At 62.9% G+C, this 23,268-nt stretch carries 22 protein-coding genes and 4 pseudogenes; 18 read left to right on the forward strand and 8 right to left on the reverse strand.

The annotated features are described in order from the left end of the window. Nucleotides 1-256 precede the first annotated feature (256 nt). Both H9K75_RS06430 and argF read left to right on the forward strand, forming a co-directional pair. Nucleotides 257-1,471: an aspartate aminotransferase family protein gene (locus H9K75_RS06430; RefSeq protein WP_187725143.1), complete on the forward strand. Its 1,215-nt coding sequence runs from the start codon at nt 257-259 to the stop codon at nt 1,469-1,471. Beyond that, nucleotides 1,468-2,391, forward strand: a complete 924-nt coding sequence (gene argF, locus H9K75_RS06435) for an ornithine carbamoyltransferase (protein ID WP_187725144.1) — start codon at nt 1,468-1,470, stop codon at nt 2,389-2,391. The genes H9K75_RS06430 and argF overlap by 4 nt, the downstream gene beginning before the upstream one ends. 132 nt (nt 2,392-2,523) lie before the next feature. Here the strand turns inward: argF and H9K75_RS06440 are convergent, their stop codons facing one another. Beyond that, entirely contained in the window at nt 2,524-3,474 is a 951-nt protein-coding gene (locus H9K75_RS06440) for a LysR family transcriptional regulator (RefSeq protein ID WP_187725145.1), read from the reverse strand. Between the two features lie 200 nt (nt 3,475-3,674). On the opposite strand from H9K75_RS06440, the gene H9K75_RS06445 reads away from it, so the two are divergent. From H9K75_RS06445 to H9K75_RS06470, 6 genes are all read left to right on the forward strand, one after another. Next, the gene (locus H9K75_RS06445; RefSeq protein WP_187725146.1) at nt 3,675-4,889 is read left to right on the forward strand and encodes an aminotransferase class I/II-fold pyridoxal phosphate-dependent enzyme; all 1,215 of its coding nucleotides are present in this window, start codon (nt 3,675-3,677) and stop codon (nt 4,887-4,889) included. A 56-nt stretch (nt 4,890-4,945) separates the two neighbouring features. Beyond that, nucleotides 4,946-5,761, forward strand: a complete 816-nt coding sequence (locus H9K75_RS06450; RefSeq protein WP_187725147.1) for an ABC transporter substrate-binding protein — start codon at nt 4,946-4,948, stop codon at nt 5,759-5,761. A gap of 76 nt (nt 5,762-5,837) precedes the next feature. Then, nucleotides 5,838-6,536: an amino acid ABC transporter permease gene (locus tag H9K75_RS06455; RefSeq protein WP_187725148.1), complete on the forward strand. Its 699-nt coding sequence runs from the start codon at nt 5,838-5,840 to the stop codon at nt 6,534-6,536. A 3-nt stretch (nt 6,537-6,539) separates the two neighbouring features. Then, complete coding sequence (locus H9K75_RS06460; RefSeq protein ID WP_187725149.1) at nt 6,540-7,295, forward strand: amino acid ABC transporter permease; 756 nt, start codon at nt 6,540-6,542, stop codon at nt 7,293-7,295. Nucleotides 7,296-7,376: 81 nt separating this feature from the next. Further along, complete coding sequence (locus tag H9K75_RS06465; RefSeq protein WP_187725936.1) at nt 7,377-8,105, forward strand: amino acid ABC transporter ATP-binding protein; 729 nt, start codon at nt 7,377-7,379, stop codon at nt 8,103-8,105. A 20-nt stretch (nt 8,106-8,125) separates the two neighbouring features. Beyond that, nucleotides 8,126-8,800 (forward strand): RraA family protein, encoded by a 675-nt coding sequence (locus tag H9K75_RS06470; RefSeq protein ID WP_187725937.1) that lies wholly within the window; start codon nt 8,126-8,128, stop codon nt 8,798-8,800. 28 nt (nt 8,801-8,828) lie between these two features. Here the strand turns inward: H9K75_RS06470 and H9K75_RS06475 are convergent, their stop codons facing one another. The 3 genes and pseudogenes from H9K75_RS06475 to H9K75_RS06485 all read right to left on the reverse strand — a co-directional run bounded on the left by H9K75_RS06475 (nt 8,829) and on the right by H9K75_RS06485 (nt 11,399). Continuing rightward, nucleotides 8,829-9,098 carry a hypothetical protein gene (locus H9K75_RS06475; RefSeq protein WP_187726191.1) on the reverse strand — a complete coding sequence of 90 codons (270 nt, stop codon included), beginning with the start codon at nt 9,096-9,098 and terminating at the stop codon, nt 8,829-8,831. A 55-nt stretch (nt 9,099-9,153) separates the two neighbouring features. After that, a pseudogene (feoB, locus tag H9K75_RS06480) lies at nt 9,154-11,051 on the reverse strand (ferrous iron transporter B). 33 nt (nt 11,052-11,084) lie between these two features. Further along, entirely contained in the window at nt 11,085-11,399 is a 315-nt protein-coding gene (locus H9K75_RS06485) for a FeoA family protein (RefSeq protein WP_187725150.1), read from the reverse strand. 409 nt (nt 11,400-11,808) lie between these two features. On the opposite strand from H9K75_RS06485, the gene H9K75_RS06490 reads away from it, so the two are divergent. The 8 genes and pseudogenes from H9K75_RS06490 (at nt 11,809) to kynB (ending at nt 17,736) form a co-directional block, all read left to right on the forward strand. Continuing rightward, on the forward strand, nt 11,809-12,165 hold the full coding sequence (locus H9K75_RS06490; RefSeq protein WP_187725151.1) for a c-type cytochrome: 357 nt from the start codon (nt 11,809-11,811) through the stop codon (nt 12,163-12,165). Continuing rightward, nucleotides 12,165-13,454 (forward strand): NAD(P)/FAD-dependent oxidoreductase, encoded by a 1,290-nt coding sequence (locus H9K75_RS06495; RefSeq protein ID WP_187725938.1) that lies wholly within the window; start codon nt 12,165-12,167, stop codon nt 13,452-13,454. The genes H9K75_RS06490 and H9K75_RS06495 overlap by 1 nt, the downstream gene beginning before the upstream one ends. Beyond that, on the forward strand, nt 13,454-14,524 hold the full coding sequence (locus tag H9K75_RS06500; protein ID WP_187725152.1) for a YeeE/YedE family protein: 1,071 nt from the start codon (nt 13,454-13,456) through the stop codon (nt 14,522-14,524). The genes H9K75_RS06495 and H9K75_RS06500 overlap by 1 nt, the downstream gene beginning before the upstream one ends. Next, nucleotides 14,521-15,861 carry an NAD(P)/FAD-dependent oxidoreductase gene (locus tag H9K75_RS06505; protein ID WP_187725153.1) on the forward strand — a complete coding sequence of 447 codons (1,341 nt, stop codon included), beginning with the start codon at nt 14,521-14,523 and terminating at the stop codon, nt 15,859-15,861. Before H9K75_RS06500 ends, H9K75_RS06505 begins: the two co-directional genes overlap by 4 nt. Before the next feature lie 3 nt (nt 15,862-15,864). Continuing rightward, nucleotides 15,865-16,365 (forward strand): thiosulfate oxidation carrier protein SoxY, encoded by a 501-nt coding sequence (locus H9K75_RS06510; RefSeq protein ID WP_187725154.1) that lies wholly within the window; start codon nt 15,865-15,867, stop codon nt 16,363-16,365. A gap of 14 nt (nt 16,366-16,379) precedes the next feature. Continuing rightward, nucleotides 16,380-16,726, forward strand: a pseudogene (gene soxZ, locus H9K75_RS06515) (thiosulfate oxidation carrier complex protein SoxZ). A 33-nt stretch (nt 16,727-16,759) separates the two neighbouring features. Next, nucleotides 16,760-17,089 carry a YkgJ family cysteine cluster protein gene (locus H9K75_RS06520; RefSeq protein ID WP_187725155.1) on the forward strand — a complete coding sequence of 110 codons (330 nt, stop codon included), beginning with the start codon at nt 16,760-16,762 and terminating at the stop codon, nt 17,087-17,089. Then, a complete protein-coding gene (kynB, locus tag H9K75_RS06525) occupies nt 17,086-17,736 on the forward strand; it encodes an arylformamidase (RefSeq protein ID WP_187725156.1) in 651 nt (216 codons plus the stop codon). Before H9K75_RS06520 ends, kynB begins: the two co-directional genes overlap by 4 nt. Nucleotides 17,737-17,749: 13 nt before the next feature. Here the strand turns inward: kynB and H9K75_RS06530 are convergent, their stop codons facing one another. Then, nucleotides 17,750-19,153: an L-lactate permease gene (locus H9K75_RS06530; protein WP_187725157.1), complete on the reverse strand. Its 1,404-nt coding sequence runs from the start codon at nt 19,151-19,153 to the stop codon at nt 17,750-17,752. A gap of 72 nt (nt 19,154-19,225) precedes the next feature. Here H9K75_RS06530 and H9K75_RS23640 point away from each other — a divergent pair. Next, a pseudogene (locus H9K75_RS23640) lies at nt 19,226-19,387 on the forward strand (helix-turn-helix domain-containing protein); the annotation flags it as partial. Between the two features lie 245 nt (nt 19,388-19,632). Next, nucleotides 19,633-19,800: a cupin domain-containing protein gene (locus H9K75_RS24680; RefSeq protein ID WP_264293986.1), complete on the forward strand. Its 168-nt coding sequence runs from the start codon at nt 19,633-19,635 to the stop codon at nt 19,798-19,800. A 15-nt stretch (nt 19,801-19,815) separates the two neighbouring features. Here H9K75_RS24680 and H9K75_RS06540 read toward each other — a convergent pair whose 3' ends face one another. The 3 genes and pseudogenes from H9K75_RS06540 to H9K75_RS06550 form a co-directional block, all read right to left on the reverse strand. Then, nucleotides 19,816-20,868 carry an adenosine deaminase gene (locus H9K75_RS06540; RefSeq protein WP_187725158.1) on the reverse strand — a complete coding sequence of 351 codons (1,053 nt, stop codon included), beginning with the start codon at nt 20,866-20,868 and terminating at the stop codon, nt 19,816-19,818. Nucleotides 20,869-20,870: 2 nt separating this feature from the next. Next, nucleotides 20,871-21,854 (reverse strand): aromatic ring-hydroxylating dioxygenase subunit alpha, encoded by a 984-nt coding sequence (locus H9K75_RS06545; RefSeq protein WP_187725159.1) that lies wholly within the window; start codon nt 21,852-21,854, stop codon nt 20,871-20,873. A 111-nt stretch (nt 21,855-21,965) separates the two neighbouring features. Then, nucleotides 21,966-23,131: pseudogene (locus H9K75_RS06550) on the reverse strand (BMP family ABC transporter substrate-binding protein). Nucleotides 23,132-23,268 lie beyond the last annotated feature (137 nt).

Consider the following 23,268-nt stretch of genomic DNA (forward strand, 5'->3'; position numbering starts at 1 on the left):
ATAAGAGATAAGACACAATGGCCTTGGAAAGTGCTTGCGCCAATAAAAGCAACGCATCACTTTATGCGCTTGATGCATTGAGTCTCAGGGCCTTTCTGCCGCGCCCGCGCCCTGCGGCGCATGACAGTGATGCGCAATACTCAACGAAGATGCCATGTACAGCCTCTAAAATTGCATCTCGTTGTGCTGGCTGTAGAACCATTCGTGATCGATAGTGCCAGCTTTGTGTTTCCCAGCAATGTCAGGAGATTTCCGCATGACCGCTTTTGTCGAGGCAGCCTCACCCCACGTGATGAACACCTATGGCCGCGTACCCATCGCTCTGGAGCGAGGCCAAGGCGTGCGAGTGTGGGATGTGAATGGCAAGGAGTACCTCGATGGTCTCGCCGGTATCGCCGTGAACACGCTGGGCCACAACCACCCGAAGTTCGTCCCGGCGCTCCAGGATCAGGTCGCCAAGCTCATCCACACCTCCAACTACTACCACGTGCCCGGCCAGGAAGTGCTGGCCAAGCTGCTCACCGAGCGCGCGAAGATGGACAACGTGTTCTTCTGCAACACGGGTCTGGAAGCGAACGAGTGCGCGATCAAGATCGCACGCAAGTATAGCGTGGACAAGGGCATCGAGAAGCCGGTGATCGTGGTGTATGAACACGCGTTTCATGGCCGCTCCATTGCCACCATGACGGCCACGGCCAACCCCAAGATCCGCAACGGCTTCGGCCCCCTGCTCGATGGCTTTCTGCGTGTGCCGGTCAACGACATCGACGCACTGAAGAAGGCCACCGAAGGCAACCCGAACGTGGTCGCCGTGATGATGGAGCCGATTCAGGGCGAAGGCGGCCTGCATCCGATGCGCGCCGAATACATGAAGCAGGTGCGCGCACTTTGCGACGCCAACGAGTGGCTGATGATTCTCGACGAGGTGCAGGCCGGCATGGGTCGCACGGGCAAGTGGTTTGCGCACCAGTGGGCGGACGTCGTGCCCGACGTGATGTCGCTCGCCAAGGGCCTGGGATCGGGCGTGCCGATCGGCGCGGTTGTGGCGCGCGGCAAGGCCTCGACGGTGTTGCAGCCCGGCAATCACGGCACGACGTTTGGCGGCAATCCGCTGGCGATGCGCGCCGGTGTGGAAACCATCCGCATCATGGAAGAAGACAAGCTGCTGCAGAACGCGGCCGATGTGGGCGAGCATTTCAAAGCAGCGCTCAAGACCGCCTTCGCCGGTGAAAAGGGTGTGCTGGACGTGCGCGGCCAGGGCCTGATGATCGGTGTCGAACTCGACCGCTCCTGCGGTGCGCTGATCGGCCGTGGTGCCGAGGAAGCCAGCCTGCTGTTCTCGGTCACCGCCGACACCGTGATCCGACTGGTTCCGGCATTGATTCTCTCGCGCGCCGAGGCCGATGAAATCGTTGCGCGTCTGGCCCCGCTGGTCAAGAAGTTCCTCTCCGAAGAGCCTGCAAAACCATGAAGCATTACCTGCAGTTTTCCGATTTCAACGCGGACGAGTACAACTACCTGTTCTCGCGTGCGGCGATCATCAAGGGCAAGTTCAAGAGCTACGAGAAATACCACCCGCTGTTTGATCGCACGCTGGCCATGATTTTCGAGAAGGCCAGCACGCGCACGCGCGTGAGCTTCGAGGCCGGCATGTACCAATTGGGCGGCAGCGTGGTGCATCTGACCACGGGCGACAGCCAATTGGGGCGTTCCGAGCCCATCGATGACAGCGCCCGCGTGATCAGCCGCATGACCGATCTGGTGATGATCCGCACCTACGAGCAAAGCAAGATCGAACGCTTCGCCGCGAATTCCCGCGTGCCGGTCATCAACGGCCTGACCAATGAATTCCATCCATGCCAGATCCTCGCCGACATCTTCACCTTCATCGAGCACCGCGGCTCGATCAAGGGCAAGACGGTCACCTGGGTCGGTGACGGCAACAACATGGCCAACACCTGGCTGCAAGCCGCCGAGCTGCTGGACTTCACCGTCCATGTGAGCACGCCCAGTGGCTACGAGGTCGACGAAAAGCTCGCCTTCGGTGGCCGCACACCGCGCCCCGGCTGCTACAAGGTCTTTGCCGACCCCATGCAGGCATGCAAGGACGCCGACCTCGTCACCACCGACGTGTGGACCAGCATGGGCTACGAAGCCGAAAACGAGAAGCGCATGAAGGCATTCGCCGACTGGTGCGTCGATTCGGACATGATGGCCGCCGCCAAGCCCGATGCGCTATTCATGCACTGCCTGCCCGCACACCGGGGCGAGGAGGTCATGGCCGACGTGATCGACGGCCCGCAATCGGTCGTCTGGGATGAGGCCGAAAATCGCATGCACGCGCAGAAGGCGCTCATGGAGTATTTGCTGCTCGGGCGCCTCGACTCCTGATGCGGATGAGGGCAACGGGCAACCACCACGTCAGCGCCCTGCCCGAAGTCCCCAAAACCGCCCGCCCGCATTCGTTGCATGGCGGGCTTTTTCTTTCCCGGATTCAGCGTGCGGTTGCAAGCAGCAGGCGATTCAGAGCGGCGACGGATTTGCGTTCGCTGCTTCATCGGCAGGACTCGGCCCCGCATCCTGGAACAGACGCGAAAAATTGCAGCACGACTGTGCCAGCATCACGATACCGGCCAACAGATTGCTGCGCTGATCTGCAAGATGCATGGCAACGTAGGTCGTCTCGGGCAGCGGAGGATTCACGTCGAGCATCTGCAACTGGCCGCTGTCCACCATCGACGCAAAGCAGTCGGCCGGCAAGTAGCTCACGCCAATGCCAGACACCATCAGGCCGATCAGCGCGATCAGGCTGCTGCTCTGCAGGTTGTGCTCGACCTCCACGCCGTGATCCTTCAACCAGCGGCTGTACATCAATCCCGTGCCAGACAATACGCCCTGAGATAGCAGACGATATGCAGCCAATTCCTGCAAAGTCATGGAACCACGGGTATTCACCAATCCGGGTTTGCACATCCAGACGTTCTGCACGCTCCCCAACCTGGTGCAGACCGCGCGACCTTCGCGAAAGACGTCCGGCACGATGATGAGATCGATATCGTCGTTCATCAGCCGGTCTCGCAGACTGACGCTGGAGTCCACCTCGGGCTCGATCGTCACGCGCGGGTAGTACTGCTGCACCAGCGCCACGAGCCGCGGCAACCAGGTCATGGCTGTGAGTTCGGTCACACCAAGACGCAATCTGCGCGCAATGGCGTCGGGCCTGCGGAACTGCTCGATGGCGGCATCGCGTTGCGCCAGCAGATTGGCGGCAAGCGTCGCCAATTCCTCGCCTTTTTCCGTCAGCCGCGAACTGCGCGCCGTGCGGTCGAACAGCTCGGTTTCGAGTTGCAGTTCCAGTTCCTGAACGCGCCTCGATATGGCCGACTGGGTTGTGTGCAGCTTGGCCGCAGCCTGCGAAAAGCCGCCGAGCCGCGCGATCCAGTACACCGCTTCAAGCTGTTTGTAGGTCCACATCGAAGACGTTCATTACGGGTTAGCCCTAGACACATGCGTTATTGGCATCAGTAGAGATTGAAAAAAATCGCTTTTTTTAATTTTTCATCAAACTGACAATTTTTCCAAGCCCTCGATTCACCTCGTGTCTCGTGGGCAGAAACCCGGGACCTCAGCCTGCGCGTTGACGGTGCCGCCCGTTTTGACCGGAGAACAGCCCCATGACCACCGTGATCGCCGACCGCCTCAGCGTCGTCAAACCTTCCCCCAGCATGGCCGCCAAGGCCCGCGTCGATGCGCTCGTGGCCGAGGGGCGCACCATCATCGACTTCACCATCGGCGAGCCGGACTTCGACACACCGGCCCATATCGTCGAGGCAGGCATCGCGGCACTCGACAAGGGCTATACCCGCTACACCGCAGCAGCAGGCACACTGGCGCTGCGCAAGGCGATTGCGGCCAAGCTGTTGCGCGAGAACGGGCTGCACTATGCACCGACCGACATCGTCGTGGGCTCGGGCGCAAAGCAGATCATCTACAGCGCCTTTACCGCAACGCTCAACGCGGGCGACGAGGTCATCGTGCCTGCGCCGTACTGGGTTTCCTATCCCGACATGGTGGCCCTGCATGGCGGCAAGCCGGTCATCGTGACCTGCAGCGCCGATGATGGTTTCAAGCTCACGCCTCAGGCACTGGCCCGTGCCATCACGCCGCGCACGCGCTGGCTGATCCTGAACACGCCCAACAATCCGAGCGGCGCCGTGTACTCTCTTGGCGAACTGACCGCTCTGATCGAGGTACTTAACCGGCATCCCCATGTATGGCTGCTCACGGACGAAATCTACGAACACTTCGTCTATGGGGGAGTTAAGCACGTCGCACCGGTTAGCGTTGACACCTCGCTGCAAACACGCACGCTGCTGGTCAACGGGCTGTCCAAGGCCTACGCATTCACCGGCTGGCGCGTGGGCTACGGCGCCGCACCAGCCGCACTGGCAAAAGCTCTCACGCTGCTCATGTCGCAAAGCACCACCTGTCCGAGCGCCATCAGCCAGTCGGCGGCCGTCACCGCATTGAACGGCCCCCAGGACTGCGTGCAGGAAGCGGCCCACATGTTTGAAAAACGCCGCAATCGCATCGTCGAACTGCTCGACGCGATACCAGGCATTGAGTGCCTGCCACCCGACGGCGCGTTCTACGTCTTTCCGGGCGTCGCAGGGCTTCTGGGACAGACCACGCCCACTGGCAAGGTGCTCGGCAACGACATCGACGTGATGAACTTTCTGCTCGACGAGGCGGGCGTCGCCTGCATCGACGGCACCTCGTATGGCATGCCCGCGCATCTGCGCCTGTCGTTTGCCACTTCCATGGACCAGATCGAAGCTGGCTGCAAGGCCATCGCGCAAGCGATTGCCCGCTGCAAATCCGCCGCTTGAGCCCGCATTGCCCAGCTTACCGTTCCACTCGTCGCTTCTCAACAAGGAAACCAACCATGCGTAAATCTCTGCTCGCCTCCGTCGCCGTCGTCTGCATGAGCCTGACAGGCACTGCCGCCATGGCGGACCAGCTCGCCGACATCAAGGCCAAGGGCACTCTGGTGTGCGGCGTGCTCGGCACATCGCAGCCATTCAGCTTTCCCAATCCACAGACCCGCCAGATTCAAGGCTACGACGTGGACTTCTGCGAGGCCATCGCCAAGAGCCTGAACGTCAAGCTGGAGATCAAGCCTATCGCCGTGGCCGCGCGCATTCCGGAACTGCTGCAAAAGCGCATCGACGTCATCGCCGCCAACCTGGGCTGGACGCCTGAGCGCGCGCAGCAGATCGCCTATTCGGACTCCTACTACGCGGCATTGCAGAAAGTGGCGGTCAAGCAAGGCAGCTTTGCGAAATCCACTGATCTTGCAGGCAAGAAGGTCAGCGCCACCAAGGGCTCCACTTCAGAGGCAGCGATCAAGGCCTTCCTGCCGACCGCAACACCCGTCACCTTCCAGGATCCGCCATCGGCATTCCTCGCCATGCAGCAGGGCAAGGTGGAAGGCTTCGTGGTCTCAGAGATGATGCTGGTGCAGCTCAAGCAACAGTCGATGAAGACCAGCCCGATCGACATCCTCGAGCCGCAACTGGCCGAAGAGCTTTGGGGCGTCGGCATGCGCAAGGATGAGCCAGCGCTGATCGCTCACGTCAACAAGACGCTCGAGCAGATGGAAGCCAACGGCGAAGCCGCGAAGATCTTCGACAAGTGGATGGGGGCCGACACCGAATTCAAGATGCAGCGCAGCTTCAACATCAAGCCCATCAAGGGCTAGGGCTACGCGAATCGCGCTGCCGCCGGGCGGCGCGTGCGGTGCCGACTTCACTTTCTCCCATGCCACATGAACCTCTATGAGTATTGAGCTGGATTTTTCATTCCTGCTGAAGGACGAGTATCCACAGACCATCGCCAAGGGTGTGTGGACCATGCTCAAGCTGACGGCATGGTGCTGGCTTCTCGCGATGGGCATCGGCACGGTGCTGGCCACGATCCGCATGTCCGGCACGCGCCTGGCGAATGCCTTCGTGGCCTCCTATGTGGAATGGCACCAGAACGTGCCCGTGCTGGTGCATGTCTTCATCTGGTATTTCGGCGTCCCCGCGATGCTGCCCGAGCCATGGCGCAACTGGATCAATGCCCACGACAGCGAGTTCCTCTGTGCGGCCATCGCCATCGGCATGGTCATGGCGGCCTACGTGGCTGAAGCCCTGCGTGGCGGAATTCGCAGCATCCCGAAATCACAGTTCGAGGCTTCTCGCGCACTCGGGCTGAGTTATTTGCAGGCGACTCGTCTGGTGATCATGCCGCAGGCGATGCGCATCGCATTGCCGCCGCTGGTAAGCATCACCGTGCTGCTGTTCAAGAACACCAGTCTCGCGATGGCCGTCGGAGCGGCCGAGCTGACCTATGTGACGCGCGAGATCGAAAGCACGACGTTCCGCACGTTTGAAATCTACCTCGTGTCGACCATGATTTATCTGAGTATCTCGCTGCTCATCATGGCCGTCGGGCGTCTGCTCGAAAACCGCTACCGCATCAAGGAGCGCTGAACCATGGGCGATATCTTCAACATATTCAAGGACAATCTGCCGCTGCTGCTGGTGGGCCAATATCCATATGGCCCGCTCGGCGGCCTTGCGATGACGCTGATCGTCTCCGTCGCGGGCATCGTGCTTGCGTTTCCGCTCAGCGTGCTGATGGCGATGGCGATGGTCAGTCCGTGGCGCGCATTGCGCCTGCCGGTACAGGCGCTGGTGGCCGTGCTGCGCGGCGTGCCACTGATCATGTTCATCTTCTGGGTGTATTTTCTGGTGCCACTGGTCATCGGCTCCTCGATCAGCGGAGCGACGACGATGCTGGTCACACTGGTGTTCTACCAGGCCGCGTATCTCGCGGAAATCGTGCGCGCGGGAATTCAGGGCCTGCCGCGTGGACAGATGGAAGCCTCGCGCGCGCTTGGCATGAGCTACATACAGACCAGCTTCAAGGTCATCCTGCCGCAGGCGCTGTTCAACATGATTCCTTCGATGATCGGTCAGTTCGTCTCGACCATCAAGGAGACGTCGCTGGGTTATGTGATCAGCATGAACGAGCTCACGTTTGCGGCCAACCAGATCAACAACCAACTGCTCACCAAGCCGTTCGAGGTGTACTTCATCCTCGCCGCCATGTATTTCCTGCTGTGCTTCACGCTCACGAGCTTTGCGCGCTGGCTCGAAAAGCGCATCGCCAACAGGCGTGCGGGCGTGACTGCCGCCACGAACTCCGCCGAGACGCCACCCGTCGCAAGCATTGCGAACGCGGATTGATCGCACTGCACGCATTGAACGACAGCCCACCGCCGAACGCGAGACTGACCCATGAACCACCCATCGCCCCATGCACCGACCATCATCGAATTCAAGGATGTCAACAAGTGGTACGGCGCTTATCACGCACTCAACAACATCAATGCCGAAGTCGCCACCGGGGAAGTGGTGGTGATCTGCGGACCTTCGGGCTCAGGCAAGTCCACGCTCATCCGCACAGTGAACCGGCTGGAGGAAATACAGGGCGGCACCATCAGCTTCAAGGGCGCGGACGTGCATGCAAAGAACGTGAACATCAACGAATTTCGCAGCCACATCGGATTCGTGTTCCAGAGCTTCAACCTGTTTCCGCATCTCTCGGTGGCGGACAACATCATGCTGGCGCCCGTCAACGTACAAAAGCGCGGCAAGCCGGGCGCCAGGCAGATCGCACTTTCGCTGCTCGACCGCGTCGGCCTCGCGCACAAGGCGGACGCGTTCCCGGGTCAGCTCTCGGGCGGGCAGCAGCAGCGCGTGGCGATTGCGCGCGCGCTTGCCATGAACCCGCCCGCCATGCTGTTTGATGAGCCGACCTCCGCACTCGACCCCGAGATGGTGGGCGAAGTCCTGCAGGTCATGAAAAATCTCGCACGCGAAGGCATGACCATGATGTGCGTGACGCACGAGATGAACTTCGCACGCGAGGTCGCCGACCGCGTCTGGTTCATGGACGCCGGAGCCCTGGTGGAAAGCGGCACGCCTGAAGAATTCTTCTCACACCCCAAGAGCGAACGTGCACAGAAATTTCTGTCCGACTTGCGTGCTCACTGATTTCAAAGGAACCCATGATGATGATCGGAAACCGAATCCTCAAACGCCGTCGCTCGGTAGACCTCGATCTGGCAGCGCAGTTTCTCACGCTGCCGGTCGCCAACGTGAGCGACTGCATGTCGCGCATGTCGGCTGGCGGCGCGGCACTCAGGCCGATGCACGGCGGCGCCAACATGGCCGGACCGGCGCTGACGGTCAAGACCCGCCCCGGTGACAACCTGATGATCCACAAGGCCCTCGCGCTCGCCAAGGCGGGCGACGTGATCGTCGTCGATGCGGGCGGCGATCTGACCAATGCGCTGATCGGAGAGATCATGGTCGGCAACGCGGTGAAGATCGGCATCGCAGGCTTCGTCATCAACGGTGCGATTCGCGATGCTGGCGAGATTCGCGCGGGACATCTGCCGGTCTACGCCGCCGGTGTGACGCATCGCGGCCCCTACAAGGATGGACCGGGTGAAATCAACACTCCCATTGCCATCGGCGGCATGGTCATCGAGCCGGGCGACTTGGTCATCGGCGATGAAGATGGAATTCTGTGCGTGCCGTTCGACGAGGTGTCTGCACTGCTGAACGCCACGCAGGCCAAGCAGGAGGCCGAAAAGAAGATGATTGCCGACATCGCCAACGGCAGCTACGACAATGCATGGATAGATGCCACGCTGAAACGCATCGGTTGTCAGATCGAGGAATGACCGGGCAGTCCCGAGAGACAGCGACAGCTCACTGGCGCTCGCCGATGCGGCCGTGCAAAACGATGGGCTTGGAGTCCTGCATCTCACGCGAAGCGGCGCTGTGACACGACGACCCGCTGCTCGATGATTTCGTGCCGGGACTGTCGCAATTCGTGCAGCCACTGCCACACCCCGATGCGTGTGCGAGCTTGGGATTGATGCGCGCAAGCGGATTGCGCCATTTCTGCGGCATGTAGCGCCACAGCACATAGAGCGCCGCCAGCGCCACGATGAATCCGACGATCAGTGATTGCGTCATGTAACTCAGTTCCTCCCAGGGCCTGTTCACACGGGACATAACTCCCGCACGCGCATCAGCCCCAGCCCAGCGCCACGGCGATGTGATAGACGATGAAGCAGGCGATGTAGGCGAGCCCGAACAGGTAGCCCGCCATGATCGCCACGTATTTCCAGCTATTGGTCTCGCGGCGCACCGTCGCCAGCGTCGCCAGGCACTGGGGCGCGAAGATGAACCAGGTGAGCAGCGAGAGCGCGGTCGCCAGTGACCACTGGCTCGCGATCAGGGGGCCGAGCTGCGCGGCGGTGTCGTCGCCCGATGCGGACAGCGCGTACACCGTGCCCAGCGCGCTCACCGCCACCTCGCGCGCGGCCATGCCGGGCACGAGTGCAATGCAGATCTGCCAGTTGAAACCGATGGGCGCAAACACAAGCGCCATGGCCTCGCCGATGCGACCGGCCAGGCTGTAGGTGATGGCGGGTTCGGTCGCGCCGTCCGGTGCTCCGGGGAACGACGAGAGAAACCACAGCACGATGGTCAGGGCCAGAATGATGCCGCCTACGCGCTTGAGGAAGATGACGGCGCGTTCGTACAAGCCGATCAACAGGCTGCGCACGCTGGGCCAGCGATAGGCGGGCAATTCCATCAGCAGCGCCGCACGGCCCTGGCGCGCGCCAAAACGTTTGGCGACGTAGGCCACGGCCATAGCGCTCACGATGCCCGCCACGTAAAGACCGAACAGCACCAGCCCCTGCAAATTGAAGAGACCGCCGACGGTACGCGCGGGAATGAACGCGCCGATCAGCAGCGCATAGACCGGCAGGCGCGCGGAGCACGTCATCAGGGGCGCGATCATGATGGTCACGAGACGATCACGCCAACTTGGAATGGAGCGCGCGGCCATCACGCCGGGAATCGCGCAGGCAAAACTCGAAAGCAGCGGAATGAACGAACGGCCCGACAGCCCCACCGTGCCCATCATGCGGTCCAGCAGAAACGCGGCTCGCGGCAGATAACCCGAATCCTCAAGCACCAGAATGAAGAAGAACAGGATCAGGATCTGCGGCAGAAACACGATCACGCCGCCCGCCCGGCAATCACGCCATCGGCAAGCAGGCTGCGCAGCGGCCCGTCGGCCATGTGGGCGTTGAGCCATGCGGCGGCAGACGCGGTGGTCGCGTCGATGAAGTCCATGGGCACGGCGGCCCATGCAAACACCGCCTGAAAGATCAGGAACAGCAGCACCGCCAACAGCACTAGTCCCCAAACAGGGTGCAGCACGATGGCGTCGATCCGGTCATCGCGCGCCAGTTGTACCGCAGGTGCCCTGACCGCCAGATCGAGAATGCGGCGCACCTCGTCGTGCAGGTCGAGCACGCGTTGCTGCGCATCGCCCGCGAAGCTTTTGCTGTGGCTTGGCAGGGCGTTGCCGAGCTGGTCGGTGTCGATCCAGCGCAGCAGTTGCGCCGCGCCATCGGCCTTCACCGCGACGGTGGAAATCACGGGCACACCGAGTTCGCGCGACAGCACCGCCTCGTCGATCTCGATGCCCTGCTTCCTGGCCATGTCGCTCATGTTGAGCACCAGCACCATCGGCAGGCCCAGATTGCGCGCCTCCAGAACGAGCCGCAGATTCAGGCGCAGATGCGTCGCATCGGTCACGCAGGCAATCAGTTCGGGCTGCGGCTCGCCCGCGCGCTGGCCGAGCAGCACATCGCGCGTGACGGCCTCGTCCATGCTTTGCGCATGCAGGCTGTAGGCACCGGGCAGATCGAGCATGCGCACGCGCTTGCCACCTGGCGTGGTGAACCAGCCCTCCTTGCGCTCCACCGTCACGCCCGCGTAGTTCGCGACCTTCTGGCGTGCCCCCGTCATCAGATTGAACAGTGCAGTCTTGCCGCAGTTGGGATTGCCCAGCAGCGCTATATGCAGCGCGCTGCCCGAAGCGGGTGGATTGCTTGCGTTCGTCGTCATCTCTTGCCCTCTAATCCTGCTCGTTCCTGATCGTCATGCCCTAGCTGGCTGCACCAGCACGAAAGCGGCCTCGTCACGGCGCAGCGCGAACGTCGCCTGCCCGACGCGAATGGCAAGCGGATCCGCGCCCGGAAATCCGGTGGCAAGCACGCGCACCTGCTCGCCCGGCAGGAAGCCGATCTCCATCAGGCGCAGAACCAGCGATTTCTCCAGTTCGCCGTTCGCGGGCCTGAGGCCCACGACGACGCCGTCCCGGTGGCGTTCAAGCGTGTCCAGCGCTATTCCCGCCGCTACCTGTGCAACGCCTCGAGGGGTCTGGCCGCTTGAATCTTGTGGCTGTACTCGCATGTCTGATGGAAGGTTCGTGAATGGTTTTAATTCTCATTCTAAAATAGACTGGAAGAAAACCTACGAGAGCGTTGCAGTTCCCCCTTCTGCCGAAGACGGAACCCGGCTTGCCATCCGCGCCCTATCACGGTTTTCGGGTTTTTTGCGCGTTGCGCGGCAATCTCGGTATTCACGATCAACTATTCGTCGGCAGGCACCGACCTCTAGAATTCGCGGCTTCAGACAGCTCTGCTTGTGCCGCGTGACGGCTGAGAGGACATCCTGCATACGTGCCGACCTGCCCTGCAACCCGCAGGCGATGTCGGGCCCGCATCAACGCCCAAGCTTTGTTTGCCCCGTTGATTGCATCGGGTGCCCGAAAGCGCGCGCCCGCCTTGTGGCGGCACGCCCGGTCACCCGGGAAAACCTGATGCCACACACTGATTCCATCGTCGCGCTCGCCGATCTGTCGCGCCCCGCCGCGTTCGCACTGCTGCTGTGGGCCCTGCCGCCGGCCATCCAGGCCGCGCAGAGCCCGACTTCCCAAGACACCGAGTTGCTCGCGGCCAGTTGCCTGAACTGCCATGCACCGGCGTCACGCGCCGCGCAGACGCCTGGCAGCATTCCGGCGCTGGGCGGGCAATCTGCCGCGGTGCTCAAGCAGCGCCTTCAGGATTTCAAGACCGGCAAGGCAGCCGATGCCACCGTGATGCCCCGACTCATGAGGGGCTATGACGACGCGCAGATCGCCGCGCTCGCGCAGTGGTTCGGCAAGGACGAAAAATGATGCCGGCCCCTTCATCGATTCCACGCCGCGCCGTGCTCACCACGGCCTTGGCCGGTGCAGCCACGCTCGCGGCACCGGCGCTGGTGCGCGCGCAGGCCGCGTCGTCGCATGTCGTGGTGGTAGGCGGCGGTTTTGGTGGCGCCACCGCCGCGCGCTATCTGCGCCAGTTCGCAGCAGAGGTGCGCGTGACGCTGGTGGAGCCCGAACAGCGCTTTTTCACCTGTCCGTTCTCCAACCTCTATCTCGCGGGCCTGCGCAGTTGGGAAAGCATCGGCCATGGCTACGAGGGCCTGCGCAAGGCCGGCATCGAGGTCGTGCACGCGCGTGCGGACGCGGTGGACGCGAGCGCACGCACGCTGCGCCTGTCGAACGGCCAGACACTTCCATGGGATCGCCTGGTGCTCTCACCCGGTGTGGACATGCGCTGGAATGCGCTCGAGGGCTACGACGAGGCGGCCACGCAACGCGCTCCCCACGCATGGAAGGCTGGCGCGCAGACGCAATTGCTGCTCCAGCAGATGCAGGCCATGCGTGATGGCGGCACCTTCGTGATGACGATTCCCGACAACCCGTTTCGCTGTCCGCCCGGTCCCTACGAGCGCGCGGCGATGGTGGCGCATTACTTCAAGCAACACAAGCCACGCAGCAAGATTCTGCTGCTCGACGCCAAGGACAATTTCTCCAAGAAGGCGCTGTTCATGCAAGGCTGGAAGGCGCTCTACGGCGACATGATCGAATGGGTTGGCTTTGCCGACGACGGCCTCGTCACGCGCGTCGATGCGCGCGCGCTCGAGGTCGAAACCAATTTCGGCGCACGTCACAAGGCCGACGTGCTCAACGTGATTCCGCCGCAAAAAGCCGGTTTGATTGCCGAACGCGCTGGCGTCACCGATGGCAGCGGCTGGGTGCCGATTCACGCCGAAACGTTTGAATCACGCGCCGTCAAGGGCATCTACGTGCTGGGCGACGCCACCCTTGCCGCGCCCATGCCCAAGTCGGGCTTTGCGGCCAACACGCAAGGCAAGATGGCTGCCGCCGCGATTGCCAGCGAGCTGACGCAAAGACCGCTGCCGCAGGCCGTCTATGCCAACACCTGCTACAGCCTCGTCGGCACGGACTACGGCATTTCCGTGGCCGGTGTCTACCGTGCGGCCAACGGCCGGTTGATCGAAGTGCCGGACTCGGGCGGCGTGAGCGCCATGGACGTCTCCACCAGCTTTCGTGCAGCCGAAGCACATCACGGCGCGGCCTGGTATGCGGCCATCAGCGCAGATATCTGGGATCGATGATGAGCTTGCTCTGGGCTGGATTTTTGATCGGTTGCGTATTCGGCGTTGCGGCGCGGCTCGGGCGTTTCTGCCTGCTTCGCGGACTGCGCCAGACGCTAGCGCTGGACGGCGAGCAGCGCAGCGGCGCGCCCGCGCTCCAGGCCTTTGCCCTGGCGCTGGCGACGGCACTTCTGATGTCGCAACTGCTGGCCGAAAGAGGCCAGATCGACCTGACCACCGCACAGGTCGTGCGCAGCAGCTTTTCGTGGTTCGGCGCGCTGATCGGCGGGCTGCTGTTCGGCGGTGGCATGGCGCTTGCACGCAGTTGCGGCGCGCGCTCGCTGGTGCTGCTCGCGGGTGGCAATCTGCGCTCGCTGGTCACGCTGCTGTGCCTTGGCGCGGCCGCGCAGGCCTCGCTCACGGGCGTTCTCGTGCCCGCGCGCCAGTGGGTGCAGGGCTTTGGAAAGCTCTCGCTGGAGCACGCAACGCTGCCCGCGCGGCTGCTTGCAAACGGCTTTTCCGCGACCGCCACATTGGCGCTTGCCACCGGATTGCCGGTGCTGGCACTGCTTTTCTACGCGCTGAGAAAACCCGAGTTGCGCCGCAGCCCCGTGCAGTGGATCGCAGCGCTCGTGATCGGCGCGCTCGTGGCGGCGGGCTGGTGGATCACGGCCTACTTCAACTTCGAATCGTTCGAGCCGGTGCCGCTGACGTCGTTGAGTTTCGTGGGTCCGGTGGCCGAAGGGCAGCTCTACCTGCAACTCGCCGTGGGCCGCGCATTCAGCCTCGGGCCAGCGATGGTTGCCGGCACGCTCGTCGGCGCTTTCGTCGCGGCACTGTTGTCGCGCACCGCGCGGCTCGAGGGATTTGACGGTGCATCGCGCATGCTGGCCTCGGCCACCGGCGGCCTGCTCATGGGCTTTGGCGGCGTTCTGGCCGTGGGCTGCTCCATCGGTCAGGGCCTCACCGGGCTTTCCACGCTCGCGTTCGCGAGCTTTCCTGCCGTCGCCGGCATCGTCATCGGTGCGCTCGCCACGCTTGCGCTGCAAGCCAGAACACCATTCGGTCAACAAGGAAGTCTTCAAGCATGAAACGTCGCAATTTCCTCATCACACCGCCCGCACTCGCATTGGGCGCTGCTGCTGCTGTCGCGCCGGGCCTCTTTATGGCCGCGCCGACCATCATCACGCCGCAGTCGCGCATCCTGCCGCGCGAGGGCAAGGGCGCGCGCATCGTGGTCTGCGGAGGCGGCTGGGGCGGGCTGACGGCGGCCCGTTACCTGCGCGAGCTGATTCCAACGTCCGACGTGGTGCTGCTGGAGCGCAACCCCACGTTCTGGTCCGGCCCGATGAGCAACAAGTGGCTGATCGACGTGGTGAACACCGATTTCGTGAACCACGACATGCTGCGCCCTGCCAACAAATACGGCTACAGGCTGCTGCAGTGCGAGGTCAACGGTTTCGAGCGCGACAAGAAGCTGGTGCGCACCTCGCACGGCGTGATCGACTACGACTACCTGATCCTCTCGGGCGGCATCCGCAACGACTACGAAGCCTGGTTCGGCAACGATCAGCGCGCGATCAACCACACGCGCAAGCACTTCCCCAACGCCTACATACCGAATCAGGAAATGTTCGCGCTCAAGCGCAAGGTCAAGGACTTCCGTGGCGGCACGCTCGTGATGACGCTGCCCCCGCCGCCGCACCGCTGCCCGCCCTCGCCCTACGAGCGCGCATGCCTGATCGCCTGGCACATCAAGACGCACAAGATTCCGGGCAAGATCGTGATCCTCGATCCCAAACCGAAGATCGGACCGATCGGCACGGGCTACAAGCAGGCCTTCGACGAACTGTATCCCGACATCATCACGCACGTGCCCAATGCGCACGTGCAGGAGGTCGATCCGTTCAACCGCAGGATCAAGACGGCCGCCGGTGAATTCAGGTTCGACGATGCGATTCTCATGCCGCCGCAACAGGCCGCCGAAATGGTCTGGAGCGCCGACCTCATTGGCAAGACGCCGGACGGCAAGCCCACCGGCTGGGCCGACATGAACACGCGCATGTTCAACGCCCGCACCGATGAGAACGTGTATTTCGTCGGTGACCTGATGGGCACGATTTCCGATCAGTTCGGCCACTACCCCAAGAGCGGCCATGTTGCCAACTACATCGGCAAGATCGTCGCGACCAATATCGCGCAGCGCGTGGCTGGCAAGGAAGTGACGCTGCTCCTGCCCGACAACCTCTGCTACATGATGGTGAACGGCGATCCGCAGGAGGAAATTTCGGTGAAGTTCGAGTACGAGGTCGATGCCACCGGCAAGGTCATCCAGACCCAGATCGACATGGACGTGCGCAACACCGACATGGTCAAGGAAGACTTCGCATGGGCGCGCAGCAAGTTCAGCGACTTCCTGGCGATCTGAGCCATGACAGCTTCCACACACACCCATCTCACGCGACGCACGCTGGTTGCCAGCGCCGTGGGCGCGGGCGCGACGCTGGCGCTTCCTGCCCTCGCGCAAAGTCCTGCCAGAGCACCGCTCGTGGGCGCGCTCGCACCCAATCCCGCCGAGTTCAAGAAGGCATTCGATGAATTCACTGGTGGCCGGGCACCGAAAACCGGGGGCCTGCTGCTCGACGTCTCCATGCTCGCCGACAACCCGAGCGCCGTGCCGGTGAAGGTGAAGCTCGAGCAGCCCATCAGCGACACGGACTGGTGCGAGGAAATCATCGTGCTGGCCGAACTCAATCCGTCGCCGCTCGCCTGCCGCATGAAGTTCACGCAAGCGAACGGAACGGCAGAGGCGGCGGTGCGCGTGCGCCTGTCGCAAACCCAGACCATCCACGCGCTCGCCCGCATGAAGAGCGGACAGTTGTTCGCCGCAAGCCAGGCCGTCACCGTGGCTGCCAGCGGCTGCGGCATGTGAAAGGGGCCGCAGCCATGAACAACAACAACAACAACAACAACAAACCGCCGCGCATCTGGATCAGCAATGCCACGCCCAAAAAGGGCGAGATCGTCCGCGTCCGCGCGCAGATCGAGCATGTCATGGAGAGCGGCTTGCGTACCGACGCCGAAGGAAAGATCCGCCGCGCAACATCGTCGTGCTGTTCGAGGCCAGACTCGGCGATACCCCGCTGTTCGTGTGGGAACCGGGCATCAGCATCTCGCAGAATCCCTATATCGAATTCACCTTTCTCGCGCGCGAGAGCGGCGAGGTGCGTTTCTTCTGGAGGGATGACACGGGGCAGACGCTGACCGCGAAAAAACCGATCACCGTCGGCTGATCCTAAGGTGCAATACTCCGCTCCCGTAACCCCATGACCACCGCACACCCCTGCCTTAGCTGCGGCGCCTGTTGCGCCAGTTTCCGCGTCGATTTCTCCATCGAGGAAACCCAGGCGCATGGCGGCAGCGTTCCCGACGGACTGGTGGTTTCGGTCACCGAATTCACATCGCGCATGCGCGGCACCGATCACGCGTCGCCGCGTTGCGCCGCGCTCACGGGCACGGTGGGCGAAAAGGCGGCGTGCGGAATCTACGAATGGCGACCATCACCGTGCCGCGAGTTCGAGGCGGGCTCGGATGCCTGCATCCGCGCACGCACCCGCAGGCACTTGCCGCCGTTGCCGGAAGGCTTTGTTGCATGACCCGGCAGCAGACATCGCAGCGCCGCATCTGGGACATCTCGGCGCCGGTCCGCGTCGGAACGCCGGTGTTTCCGGGCGACACCGAATACGCGCAGCAATGGAGCGCCACGATTTCGCCGACCTCGCCGGTCAACGTCGCAACGATCACGCTTTCGCCGCACGTCGGCACGCATGCCGATGCGCCCCTGCATTACGACGCCGCCGGAGCGTCCATCGGCCATCTGGCGCTTGATGCCTACATCGGACCGTGCCGCGTGATCCATGCGATGGGATGCGGCCCGCTGATTCAGTGGGAACACATCGCCCATGCCGTCGACGACCGTCTGCCGGAACGTGTGCTGGTGCGCACCTACCTTCGCATGCCGGTTGATCGCTGGGACGCCGATCTCACCGGCTTTGCACCGGACACCATCGAGCGGCTTGCCGATTGCGGCGTGAGACTCGTCGGCATCGACACGGCCAGCATCGACCCCGCCGCCAGCGAGACGCTCGAAAGCCATCAGGTCATTCGCCGCCGCGACCTGCGCGTGCTTGAAAATCTCGTGCTCGATGACGTGGCTGAAGGCGACTACGAGTTAGTCGCGCTGCCACTTAAATTGGTCTCCTGCGATGCATCTCCGGTGCGCGCGATTCTTCGTGCCTTGTGAGCGCTGGCTGCGTTCACAGAAACAGGTTGATCATGGCCATCAGGGTCACGGCAAAAAGATCAATGGCCAACACCATCACCTGAATCCAGCGCCGGTGCAACACGGCTTGCGCGGGAGCGAGATGGCAGGCCATTTCGATCTTGCCCGGCGAGGCCATCAGCAGCAACGCCGCACTCACGTTGTGCACCGCCATGAAGGGCAGGACCTGCACGTTCAAGGCCTGTGCGATCTCGGCCTGAGTTGCCGCGAACATCGCATTTGCCCCGGTGTTGGAGCCGGTCACGAAGCCTCCCAGAGCACCCACGAACGGCGCGGCAAACAGATACCAGCGGCCTCCTGCGGCCAGGGCGTGTGCCAACTGGGTCGCCATGCCCGAGACCGCCATCAACACGCCCATCGCAATGAAGAGACCGGTGACCGGCGCCACCTGGGTCCATGAACGAAACGCCGTCCTGAGCGAGGCAGCAGGAGGCATGGCGCGCGAGAAATACAGCGCGGCAATGAACAGCCACAGCGCGGGCGATGCGAGCACGTGCCACTGCGGCGGCAGATGCAGCCATCGCCCCGCAAGCCCCACGATCAACACGCCCGCCAACAGCACGCCGTATGCAGCGAGCGCGCGCTGGCCGACAGGCGCGAGCGGCGGCAGCGCCGCAGCATGCGCCTTGCGCCTGCCGCGCCACAGATGCAGCGCAATCATCGCAAGCGCCCCGAGCGCACCCGCAGGGGCCGTGCCCACCGTCGCATTGAAGAAGCTCACCGCGAGCGTCAGCAGCAGGCCGGAAACGACTCCCAGCCACACTCCCGCTGCGCGTTCTCCCACGGGGCTTGCGAGCCATGCGGCAACGACACCCGTCACCACGAACGGAATCACGCTCACATAGGCCGATGCAAGCCCGAGCGCGTCGAGCGACAGGCCCGCCATCGTCGCCGCGATCAGCGTGCCCGGCCCCATCGATCCCCAGGGCACGGCGCACAGGCCGAGCAGGCCGATCACCGCCACCTTGCGGGCAGACAGTCCGCAATGCACGAGCAACGGTATGCCAATGGTGATGCCGATGCCAAACCCGGTCAGGGACTCGGCAAACGGCGTGACGCCATGCACCACCAGCAGCACCGCCGCCGCGCCATTCCCGGTCTGCCCGAGAATCCATTGCGCAAGCGCCTTCTGCGCACCCGCCTCGCGGAGCACCTCCGACAGCAGCAGTCCGCCGCCAACGATCATCAGCACCTCGACAAGCACCGGCAACCACTGCGCCGCAGCGCGCCATGCCGCGTCCGCGCTCAACGGAAAGGCCAGCGCAATCGCCAACACGGACAACAGCACACCGGCAATGGCCGCATGCAGGGACCGCATCCCGAGCAGCAGCGCAATGATCACGGCCAGCACGGGCAAGGCACTCAGGAACAGGGTCATGACATCCAGAAATGGTTTGGGTTAAAATTACCTATCCGCAAGTTTATTTGCGCATCAGAAATTTATCAAGTCATGAATAAATCCACCAGTTCCGAGGAAACCGATTCCGATGTGCTGTTTGGTCTGGCCGTGCGTGCAAGGCGCGCGCAGCTCGGCATCACGCTCGATCAGTTGGCCGAAGCCAGCGGCGTTTCATCGGGCGCGTTGTCACGCGTGGAGCGTGGCCTGCTCGGAGCGAGCCTGCGTAACGCGACGGCCATTGCACGCGGTCTGGATTGCGATATCGGTGAATTGCTGCAAGTGAGCGAGGGCCCGCAGGTCACGCGCGCCAACGCCCACCAGCGCATCGTGCATGCCGATACCGGGGTGGAGCGCATCGCGCTCGGCAAACCCGCGCCGGGGCTTGTCGTGGTGCAGTACGAGCTTCCCCGGGCGCCGAGTCCAGCCACTTCGCCGCACACCGCGCCGGAACGCGCGAGATGTTCTACATCCTCAAGGGCAGCGTGCGCGTGTTCGCGGGCACGCAAAGCGTGCTGCTGCGCGCTGGCGACACGGCGATCATCACCATGGATTCCGAGCATCGCTTCGTCAACGAGGGAGGCGGTGCGGCGCGCCTGATACTGCTTGTATCGAGTCCGGTTGCGTGAGTGTTGCCCGCGCGATCAGGCGCGCTCGAAGCACTCGCGCAATTGCACTTGCCAACGCTGCTTGTCGGCCACCGCCGCAAAGCTGGCCTCGATGCTGTTGAACGCCAGTTGATACGCGTGCTGCGCAGTCAGCCCCGGGACCTGCTCGAACAGCCGCGTGAAGTTGGTGTTCATATAGCCGCCGAAGTAGGCCGGATCATCGGAATTCACCGTCGCTGCGAGCCCCGCGTCGAGCAGCCGTTGGATGTTGTGATCGGCAAGCGTGGGGAACACGCACAGCTTTTCGTTGGACAGCGGGCACACCGTCAAGGCAATGCGATCCCTCGCGAGGCGGTCCATCAGATCCGGATCGTGCACCGCTTGCACACCGTGATCGATGCGCTCGACTCCCAGCACATCGAGTGCGCTCCAGATGTAGGCCGGCGGGCCTTCCTCGCCCGCATGCGCGACCAGGTGCAGGCCGAGATCACGGGCGCGCGCAAATACCCGCGCGAACTTTTCAGGCGGATGGCCGACCTCGCTGCTGTCCAGCCCCACACCGATGAAGCGGTCGCGAAACGGCAGCGCGTCTTCGAGCGTCTGGAGCGCCGCCTCCTCCGGCAGGTGTCGCAGAAAACACAGGATCAACGCCGCCGATATGCCTTGCTCGCGCTCGGCATCCACACACGCGCGGTGCAGGCCTTCGATGACGGTCGCCATCGCCACGCCGCGCTCGGTATGGGTCTGCGGATCGAAGAACATCTCGGCACGCACGACGTTGTCGGCCACGGCCCGGTCGAGGTATGCGCGCGCCATGTCGTAGAAATCCTGCTGCGTCAAAAGCACGCTCGCACCCGCGTAGTAGATGTCGAGAAAGCTCTGCAGATCGGTGAACGCATACGCCTCGCGCAGCGCCTCGACGCTGGCATAGGCGAGCTTGACGCCGTTGCGCTCGGCCAGGCGGAAAATCATTTCGGGTTCGAGCGAACCTTCGATGTGCATGTGCAGCTCGGCCTTGGGCATGGACCTGAGCAGCCCAGGCAAGCGCGTGGCGTCGATGGCGGGAATCTCGAAGTTCGTTGCATTCATGTTCAGCAGACTCCAAAAGTGATGCCGCAGGCCTTGAGATACCGGCGATATGCGGAGGACATGCGATCCGCAGCCGAATGCATTTCGGCGCGCGGATCAAGCGGCAGCGCCTTGGGCAACTGCGATTCCAGCACCGGCTGGTCCTGCACGAAGATCGTGTGCTGGAAGTCTCGCAACTGCTCGTCGCTCGACTCAAAATCGGCCACGGCCAGACGAAACCACACACGCGAAGTCTCGGGCGTGACCGGGCAAATGAACAAGCCGATCTGCTCGCGCCAGCCTTGTCGGGATGTGCCCTCTTCCGGTATCTTGGTGAGCACGGCGGTGTACGGCGCGGTCACTTCATAGGTGTATTCCACCTCGGCCGCGCTGGTCGAATGCAGGTTGGATTGAGGCTGCACCGCCTTGCATCCGGTCGCAAGTACGCCGGTGTCGGTGGGCTCGACCTTGTAGGTTGCAATCGCGGTTGCATGACGACTGCCAAGCCAGCCGTCATGCACAAAACCGAAGTGCGACATGTCGAGGAAATTTTCGATGATGCGCGGCGCGCTCGCCGCCACGTCGTAAGGACCGCAATTCACCTTGCGCAAATGCCCATCGGTCTCCGCAGCGAATGCAGGCAGTTCGCTCGCCTTGTCGGCATCCTGCAGCCGCACCCACACGAGACCGTGAGCCTCTTTCACGGCAAACGACCGCACGCATTGCGACGGAGGTGGAACGAAATCGGGCACCGCTGGAATCTTCACACACTGCCCGCCAGACGCGAACTGCCAGCCGTGATACGGACACTCGAGATGACCGTTTTCCACACGCCCCATCGACAGCCGCGCACCACGATGCGGGCAACGGTCGACAAATGCCTGCGGCGCGCCATCCCCGTCGCGCCAGAGAACCACGGCCTGATCCAGCAGCGCTGCAGACAAGGGTTCATCGTTGAGCACTTCGTGCGACAGGGCAACGGGATGCCAGAGGGTGTTTTCGATCATCGGAGACTGCCTGAAATTCCTGTGTTCCAAATACGAAAAGCCGCCCGGGGCGGCCTTTGGAGCGTGCGGCGATCTTACGCGAAGTGCGTGTGATGGGCTCGCAGACGCGGCTTACTTGCCACCCGGCACCTTGCCTTCCACGCCCTTGACGTAGAAGTTCACGCCCTTGAGGAAGGTATCGTCGGCGACGGCTCCTGCCGCCAGCAGTTCCTTGCCGTCCTGCGCGGCGATGGGGCCCTTCCAGATCGAGAAGCTGCCGTCTGCGAGACCCTTCTTCACTTCCTCGACCTTGGCCTTCACTTCGGGAGGAACGTCGGCAGCCAGCGAGACGATGTCGATGGCGCCTTCCTTCACGCCCCACCACGATTGCTTGGTGGCCCATTTGCCGTCCAGCGCTTCCTTGGTGGTCTTGATGTAGTAGCCCGCCGGGTTGAAGATCGCCGAGCCCAGGTGTGCCTTGGGACCGTAGGCGGTCATGTCGGAATCCCAGCCGAAGGCGCGCTTGCCTTTTTCTTCCGCCGTCTTCAGCACCGCGGCGGAATCGGTATTCTGGAAAAGGATGTCGGCCCGCCGTTGATCAGCGAAGTCGCGGCTTCGGTCTCCTTGGGCGGGGCGAACCATTCGTTCACCCACACGACCTTGGTCGTGATCTTCGGGTTCATCGACTGCGCGCCCAGCGTGAAGCTGTTGATGTTGCGAAGCACTTCGGGAATCGGCACGGAGCCGACCACGCCCAGCGTGTTGGACTTGGTCATCGCGCCCGCGATGATGCCCGCGAGGTACGCGCCCTCATACGTGCGGAAGTCGTAAGTCGCGGAGTTCGGACCGCTCTTGTAGCCGGTCGCGTGCTCCCATTTCACGTCGGGAAATTCCGCAGCGAGCTTCTGGATCACGTCCATGTAGCCGAAGGTCGTGCCGAAGATCAGCTTGTTGCCCTGCGTGGCCATGTCGCGCAGCACACGCTCGGCATCGGCACCTTCCGGCACGCTTTCCACATAGGAGGTCTTGATCTTGTCGCCGAGTTCCTTTTCCAGCGCCTTGCGCGCGGTGTCGTGCGCAAACGTGTAGCCACCATCGCCCACCGGACCCACGTAAGCGAACGCGATCTTCAACGGCTCATTGGCCGCCGCCGGCGCGGAAGCCGCAGGTGCCGACGCCGTGGAAGCGGCAGGCGCGTCGTCCTTCTTGCCACAGCCCGTCAGCGCAGCAGCCGCCGCCACCGCCACCGCCGACAGCGTCGCGACCTTGATCAGTGAACGTTTTTGGAGATCCGTCATCGTGAGATTCCTCTGTTGAATAGTGAGAAAGCGCAATAAACCAATGATTTCAGCAGCGCGAGCCCTGCTCTACGTCAATGTTCGGCCTATAGCAAATATATGCATAAATCAGGCCAAGATGGAGTGGGGTGACGGAA

Origin of the sequence: Diaphorobacter aerolatus, from assembly GCF_014489535.1 — a bacterium.
In the GTDB taxonomy this organism is placed as follows: domain Bacteria; phylum Pseudomonadota; class Gammaproteobacteria; order Burkholderiales; family Burkholderiaceae_C; genus Diaphorobacter_A; species Diaphorobacter_A aerolatus.